General features: G+C 43.0%; 5 protein-coding genes. 1 reads left to right on the plus strand and 4 read right to left on the minus strand.

What is annotated here, in order from left to right:
- Positions 1–99 precede the first annotated feature (99 nt).
- From RHS_RS27925 to RHS_RS27935, 3 genes are all read right to left on the minus strand, one after another.
- Positions 100–1,800 carry a glycoside hydrolase gene (locus RHS_RS27925; protein WP_047835030.1) on the minus strand — a complete coding sequence of 567 codons (1,701 nt, stop codon included), beginning with the start codon at positions 1,798–1,800 and terminating at the stop codon, positions 100–102.
- A 144-nt stretch (positions 1,801–1,944) separates the two neighbouring features.
- A complete protein-coding gene (locus tag RHS_RS27930) occupies positions 1,945–5,583 on the minus strand; it encodes a family 43 glycosylhydrolase (protein ID WP_047835031.1) in 3,639 nt (1,212 codons plus the stop codon).
- Positions 5,584–5,782: 199 nt separating this feature from the next.
- Positions 5,783–6,628, minus strand: coding sequence for a hypothetical protein (locus RHS_RS27935; protein WP_044297150.1), 846 nt, complete (start codon positions 6,626–6,628; stop codon positions 5,783–5,785).
- A gap of 437 nt (positions 6,629–7,065) precedes the next feature.
- Here RHS_RS27935 and RHS_RS27940 point away from each other — a divergent pair, with 437 nt between their 5' ends.
- The gene (locus RHS_RS27940; RefSeq protein WP_027295357.1) at positions 7,066–7,737 is read left to right on the plus strand and encodes an MgtC/SapB family protein; all 672 of its coding nucleotides are present in this window, start codon (positions 7,066–7,068) and stop codon (positions 7,735–7,737) included.
- A gap of 37 nt (positions 7,738–7,774) precedes the next feature.
- On the opposite strand, the gene RHS_RS27945 is transcribed toward RHS_RS27940, so the two are convergent.
- Positions 7,775–8,253, minus strand: a 479-nt coding sequence (locus RHS_RS27945; RefSeq protein ID WP_047835032.1) for a TOBE domain-containing protein, incomplete at its 5' end; no start/stop codon positions are given.

Here is an 8,253-nt window from a genome sequence, read left to right on the forward strand (position 1 = left end):
CTAAACTTATTAATATCTGAGGTCCACTCTTCTTCCGGCTTTTCTACATCTGCATCCACGATTTTTGCATAATTGGAGGGACTGCAGATTGCACTTTTGTCATTTGCTCTTATTACATAAGTAGATACGGAGTTTGGACGGCAGTGTCATATCCAGCACACCATCTGTAACATCCTGCGTTTCTGTAAGCTGGCAGCTCTCTGAATCAGAAGTACGATAAAGCTCTGCAGCTGCAGCACCGGGAAATGCACTTAGATCCACCGTTGTGTTCCGTTCACCATCAAAGTTCTGGGCAACGATAACCAGCTCGTCACCTTCCGGTGAAATAGCTGCACACATGTTGCCTTCCTGAATATCAATCATAGTGTATCCGGCTTTCAGGTATTTGCTGTACTGCATCATGGTATAGAATTGTTTTGTCACTGCCCAGTATCCTTCACCCGGCACGCCTTCTTTCCGGTTACCGTTTTCATCCACCAGATTTGTATGGTAATCCGGCACCGGCTGTCCATCTTTTTCAAATACTGCATGAATCAGCCCCCAGTTAGAATTGGTCTGAAGACATTCATACTCACTGTCTGCCACCAGCCATGCAATCCATGCGCTAGGCTGCATATATTTAAGATCTGCCATAATTCCTTCGCTCTGGGAACGGGTATTAGCGGCATCCATAGATTCGTGGCATCCTTCATAGTGACTTCCGCCGCCTTTGGTAACCTCAGACATCCACAATCCCTTGTCATACTTTTCTGCAATCTGGCGCAGTTCCTTTCTTTCACTGTCACTTCCGCTGTATGTATGGGCACTGATAGTATCCATGTTGGCTTTTATATCATCATCCAATCTGTTAAAGGAATTAATTGACGTCCACAGATTTGTTTCATCTGTTCCGGTAATCTTCATTTCATTGAGATTCCCCTGGAACTCCTCAGCTTCTAAAGCTTTCTGCATTTCACGGTATGCACGTGACTGAAGTTCTCCGGTATTGAAAATGCAGCCTTCCTGCTTTGTGCTTCCATCATGCCAGTAATTGGTGTCCGGCTCATTCAGCGGCTCAATATAAGATACACCGACTCCATATTTTGATTTAAGATTCCGGTCTACCCAATTTGCAGATCTTGCCATATACATGGCAAAATCATCATAATAATCATCTTTCAGGTTGTTGGAATCCTCCCAGTAGCCTCCTGTGGAAGAACCTGATTTTGTCATGTAATAAGGCGGTGAATTGGAAAATACTTTGTTGATAATTGTATTTTCTTCACCTGTTTCCCTGGCATAATCATAACGGTATTGATTTGCCTGTTCCAGCATCCACAACTGCCCTGCATCGCTCATTTCTTCTGTAGACTTTGCGTAAAAAGCTTCTCCATTGAATTCTCCGCTTCCATCTTCCGTGCCGGTCATATCCTTTGTCCAGCCGGGTACCAGACCTTCGCACCGTTTAATGGAAGAATCTGCTTTGTCTCCGCCGCCTACATTGTAGCGTACAATATTCAGATTCAAATATTCCGGCGAAAATGCCAGTTCCGCGATTTCCTCACGGTCAGCTCTTCCATTTCCATTCCAGTCTGCATCTCCCCAGGAGCCGATGATATTTCCCCACCAGCATAGTGATGTGCCCCATCCATCCAGTGTCTGGTAATGAATGTCCGGATTTACAGCGATCTCTCCTGCCACTTTTGATTCTCCTGCAGCCATTACAGGTATTGGCGCCATTGCTGACAGGATAGCTGATGCCCCCATAACCAGTGCAGACATTCCAGCTGCTGTCTGTTTTAATCTTTTTTTATTTCTCATATCTTTCTCCTTTTTCCGATCTTGAGTCCACTTCTTTTCAATAAAAACAGAGAGCAGACCACCTGTGTCAGGATTCTGCTCTCCGTTTTTATCTAATCTATTTCCGGACTATCTCCGAAACCTCCAGATGTTCAGTGAGAATCCTTAAAACTCTTCAATTTTACCGGCAGCATACTTCAGTATTGACACTGCATCATTGGTATTTGCTGCTCCATCTTCATTGACATCTGCTGCCTTAATCTGCTCTTTTGTCAATGTCTTCAGCTCGGCATCATATTTTAACACTTCAGCTGAATCCCTGGTATCTACCACGCCGTTCAGATCTGCATCACCTTTCAGCCGTGCCTTCAGTATTTCATTTACCAGCTTCTTTAATACTTCGCCGACTTTTTCTGTGTCTGCATCGCCACTGTCATAGACAGTCTGGGCTTCTGTAATTACTGCCTGAAGTCCTGAGATTGTGTCCTCCAGATATTTTCCTGAATTTGCTATAATCTCATTTGCCTTATCCAAAGCATTTTTCAGTTCTGCCTTGTCACCTTTTCTTACCAGATCTGTCATTGCCTTAGCCAGATTTGCATAACTCTCGTTGATTTGTGCCTCGCTGGCCTGGCTGTTTCCTGCTACTTTTTTTGCCTCTGCAAGGACTTTCTCCAGATTGGCAGCACTTGCAGAAGTATACTGGTCTTTGTTTTTCAGAAGTTCTTCTGTTTTTCGGATGAGAATGTCAAGTCTGGTTTCTTCTGTTTTCACCAGCATTCCCGTCACTGCATCCATTAGCTTTCTGGCAGCTGCATTCACTGTCTCCTGATCTGCGCCAGATTCTGCATATACCTTTTCTGCATCTGCTAATGCTTTTCTAACTGCCTCAACGCTTTCTTCCGTATATTCAGCCAGTTCCTCTTCGTTTTCCAATATTGCCTTTGTACCTTCAATCACTGCATTCAGACCCATTTTCTGTATACCATCCGTTAGGAGGTTGCAGGAAGAAATCAGTTTCAGGAATGCGTAGTCAACATCTTCCTGTAACGCTTCCGTATCTGCCATCACAGTTCTTGCATCATCAAGTGCTTTTTGTACTTTTGCCCAGCTTTCCTCTGTATAACAGTTATTTGCGTCCTGCTCTGCTTCCAGTTTTTCTGCCATGGTAATAGCATGCTGAAGGCTGTTTTTGTTTACACCAACAGAAGGCTCGTCAACGCTGCCCAGAACTCCAATCCAGCTGAGTACCGGATTTGCACTTCCTCTCTTGCTAACAGTCACAACTGCTTTTCCAGCTTCTGTTACTTCAAATGACTGGCTGACCTGTAAATTTCCATCGTTTGCAGCAAGTGTAAAATCCTGCTCAGCCAGAACCTGATCACCCATTTTAATGCTGAGTTTCATATCACGCTGTGTATCCCACCACTCCTGGAATCCAGCTGCCAGTGTATACGTTCCAGGGTTCAGATCAAAAGCGTACTCAATATTCTTACCGTCTCCTGCCCACCAGCCGTTTTCCTGTAAGCTTTTACCGTCATGCAGACCTATGTCAAAGCTTTCCGGTGACTCTGCCTCGGTGACTCCTGTATATCCTGCTTTATTTTCTTCTGTGTATTTTTGATCTGTCACCGTATTTAGAACTTTATTACCCAGTTCTTTCTTTACAGCATCAAAATATTCTGATTTTTCTGCCCCGCTGTCAAAGAAGTACAGTGTTGACGGATTTACAATATATATATCCCTGCTAAACTCTCTTCCTTTTTCTGTAAGATTTCCTGTAATCGTCACGATTCCGATTTTATTTTCATCATACTCGCCCATGCTCCAGGTTACCGGAGTTGTCTCCTCATCTGTACCATAAGAAATAGTTACCTCTGACGGAAGCTGTTTCATGATATCAGTTACAGAAGAAACCACGGATGGAAGTTCTGTTATTATATCAAAGAGCCCTTTGTCGTTGAGATCATCCAGCGTCCAATCTTCATATCTCCTTAGCGCAATCTTGTTATCCGGCTGAAATTCTACCGGAACCCATACATATCTGGATTCACTTAAATCCCCTGCATTCCAGCGGTCACCCATATAAATGAACTTTCCATTCTCTGCATCTACAGGGAATACACAGGTACTCTGCGTATCATATGTAGTTCCGCTTCCCCAATCCGTACATGGATCACCAATTTCTGTCCATGGTCCCATTGGTGTGTCAGCCACCGCATATTTTGCCTGGTTTGGACTCCATCCTGTACAGCCGGATGTTACCACATAATATTTATCCCGGTATTTGAACATTGCCGGAGCTTCTCTGGACCAGCCTTCGAAATTACGGGTAAAATCTACACCTTCAACAGCAACGTCCGGTGCTGTTTTGAGACCTGTATAGTCATCGTTTAATTTAGATACATACATGGTTTGATTTCCCTCGGAGGAATAGATCACATAAGCAGTACCGTCATCATCCTTGAACAAGTTCATGTCACGGACTGAACCACGTCCCTCCCAGCCGTCATATCCCAGATTTCCATTGGGATCATTGTGGGAATTCAACTTATAACTTCCCAGAAGCTTGAACGGTCCGTTAGGACTGTCGCTGATTGCCACTCCTGCTTTTGCCTTTCCATAATCAGCATCGCTGCCCGGATAGCGTCCGTCCGCATGGAACCAGATAACATACTTATCTGTCTGATCATTGTAAATCATCTTTGGGCGCTCCATAACACAATTGTTTTTATCAAGATCTACAAATACGGCGTCCTTTTGCTCCTGGCTCTCATTTCCGTATAATTCCCGGAAATAAGCGTCTGATTCGAACTGTTCCGGATCTTCCATGGTTCTCAGTACAATTCCTTCATCCTTCCAGTTATACAGGTCATCAGAGCTATACATATGGATACCGCCCACAGGACGATAATCATTGGTCTTGTCCTCACCAATCCAGTACCACTTTGTTTTCCCATCAACGGTCAGCTGCTGTATCTGTCCGCCATGTGCCTGAATCTGATTGCCATTGGTATCGTACAGGGTATCTCCCTTCGTACCGGTAAAGGAACTGTACTCTGGCACTTCTTTCAGTTCTTCCTTTACTGCACGGACTTTTACATAATTCAGAATTGGATCTTCCTTGCCGCTTGTCCTTCTGGGACTCTTCACAAGAAGGTTCAGCTCACCGTCCGTAACTTTCGTTGTGAAAGTTCTGCTTACCCACTCACCATAATTAACGGAAATATCAGTAGCAACCGTCTCACCCTCCAGCATAATATTCACCAGACGGTTATCCCAGTAATGTTTAAATGCCAGGGTTACTTCATATGTATTTTCCTCTAACCCTTCGATCTTTTCTGTTGGCAGCTCAAAATTATACCCAAGTGCACTTTTGTATTTGTCAAAGGTGATGTCACTTCCATCTGACATATAGATAAAGCTGTTTCCAATATCGGTTGCATCACTGCCGTTATTAATAGCTGCGGAATAAGCATCATTTGGTTTCCTCCCCCATTCCGCACCAGTCCCGGTATCGGCTCCAAATGCCTGATCCACATTTGACTGAAACAGTCCCATACGTTCCTGGTCCTGGTTTGGTACTACTGACGGGTCCGGTGTTCCACAGTTTACGGTATAGAGTACATAATCATTTCCCTCTGCCTCCTCTGCGGTAAGCTGCATGCTGTCACCCTGCCGTACTTTGGTATCCATTTGTTCTTCCGCTGCAACAGCAGGCATTGCCGGCATAATTGTTGAAACCCCCATTGCCAGCACGGATATTCCGGCAATTGCTTTTTTGAAACATCTTCTTTTTTTCATAAATGCCTTCCTCTCTTTTTATATTTGATACTGTTCAATGAACTCGCGGTTATTGTATCACGAACACTTACAAAGCTTTTAGGAATAAATTCTTTCTTTTTTTTACTATTTTGAGGTATTTCTACTATCTTAGAACTTTTTTTACAATTTAGAATTTTGTTTTGATCCAATAGGACTTTTTTGGGAAATACTGCTCCGCTTACCTCTTTCTTCTTTTCAGCCGGGCAACTCCAAGTCCTAAAACTACAAGGCAGGATCCTGCACCCAACACCAGATATTTTGCAACAGGTGTATTATCGCCGGTCTTAACACCGCTTTTATTAGAACTGTTAGACCCGCTTCGGTTTCCACTTCCACTTTGGTTTCCGGTTCCGCCCTGATTTCCATTTCCACTCTGGTTTCCGGTTCCGCCCTGATTTCCATTTCCGCTCTGGTTTCCAGATCCACCCTGATTTCCAGATCCGTTCTGGTTTCCATTCTGCCCGTCCCCTGCAGGCGGCTTTTTATCGTCATCCTCCGTTTGATCATCCGGATCATCCTTTGGCTTTTCTTTTTCTCCTACTACATAGGTAAGGTCCAAAACGTCTGCTTCTATATCTCCACTGTCTCCTGACAGCTTATCCACCTCTACTTTAAAGAGCATTTCATCTCCTTTTTCCACACCGTCCTGCAGCTTGAATTCCAGATCAACCAGGCTTCCGTCAGCAGGTATATTCTGGGATGAAGCAAAAACTGCAATAATCTCTCCCTCCGGCTTGTTTCCCGTAAGGCAGTCATTCATTTCAAACAGCGCTCCTGACAGGATTTCTCCCGCCTTGCTGGGCTTTAATTCTACTTTTTCCGCATCATAGTAAATTCGGAGTTTTCCATTGGTTACATTTTCCCCATTTTCCATCAGGCAGCTTACGTCAAGTGTTCGGTCACTTTCACTGTACTCCTGCACAGCCATAGAAATTTCTGTCCCTTCCGCTGCCAGAACAGGCATCGATTGAAATAACATCAGTGCCGTACAAAGCCCCATTCCTGCCCTAATCCACTTTTTCATTCCCGTGCTTTCTCCTTCCTTTGCGCAGGGCAATTTTCCTATTGCCCTAATTTCCTTAGCTCTTCCAGCTTTCTGAGATCATTTTAGCACAGAGTTCCGTCACTTCTTTAGGACTATGTTCGTTAGAATTTTCATTTTTTATCGCTTTTTTATTTAAAGTAGTACTTTTTTTAGAAAATTGCATTTTTTTAATTTTGTCCTGCAAACACCCACAATGAAGAATTCACAAAATCCCAATAAATTAAAAAAGCCAGGCACTGCTTTTATCACTATTTCGGCAAATTTGAACTATTATAGTTATATTACAGGTCATTACTTGAATTAGAATCTTCTATTTTGGCTGAAAATTTATTTTAATTGTAAGTTTGATTTTTTTATTTAATTGACATATAATAAGGTAACTAAAAATGTGACATGATGGAAAGGAGGCGTCTGTATTGAAAGCATTCCTGTTATTGCAGTCATCTTACCTGTTAAGAATGCTTGGTGCCGCACTCTGCGGTGCAGCCATTGGTTATGAACGTGAGAACCATCTGAAAGTGGCAGGTATCCGGACACATATCATAGTGTCTCTCACTTCTGCCCTGATGATGATTATTTCAAAATATGGATTTTATGATGTTCTGGTGACCGATAATATTAATCTGGATCCTTCCCGTATTGCCGCAGGTATTGTGACGGCTATTGGATTTTTAGGAGCAAGCGTTATCTTTACCAGAAAGATGAATGTAAGCGGACTGACTACCGCAGCCGGAATCTGGGGGGTGGTGGGAATCGGAATGGCATTTGGCGCCGGGATGTATGTAATCGGTATTGCCGCGACGCTTTTTATTCTGATTATGCAATTCGCATTTCACAAGATGAAGTTCAGAAAAGCTCCCAAGACAGAACAGATCACTGTTCAGGTTGAAGAAGACAAAGATATAAATACGATTTTAGAAACTGCATTTACCTCTAAGAAGATTGTTATATCCAATATTAGGGCAACCCGGATAGACAATCACCAGCTAGAAATAAAACTTTATGTACGATTTCCGGAATCTTATGACATTAATGATGTGGTTACTCTGTTGAAGGAAACACCGGAGATAACTTCAATAGATATTTAAAGGGGGATTGCTTTCGCAATCCCCCTTAATATTTTAATTAGTTTGTAATTGTAAGTTCTGTTTCTTTATCAAATACCTGAATCTTTTCAGCATCTAAAGCAAATCTAACTTTATCGCCTGTTCTTGCTGTTGTACGAGGATCAACACGAGCTGTCATTGGGAATCCTTCAACATCGAAGTATAAGAATACTTCAGCGCCGAGTAATTCGTAAACTCTGATTGTAGATTCTACAACAGTTTCCGGTGAAGATTCGATGAACATCTGGGAATCATGTACGTCTTCCGGACGAATACCCATAACAACTGTCTTTCCAGCATAGCCGCCATCGATCAGCTTCTTAGCTTTTGCAGGTGGCAGTTTGATATCAAAATCACCAACTCTAAGAACAACTTCGTTACCTTTTACGTTAACAGTTGCATCTGCAAAGTTCATCTGAGGAGATCCGATAAATCCAGCAACGAATAAGTTCTGTGGGCAGTTATATAAGTTCTGAGGTGTATCAACCTGCTGTACAA

It is taken from the genome of Robinsoniella sp. RHS (assembly GCF_001029355.1).
Taxonomy (GTDB): Bacteria; Bacillota; Clostridia; order Lachnospirales; family Lachnospiraceae; genus Robinsoniella; species Robinsoniella peoriensis.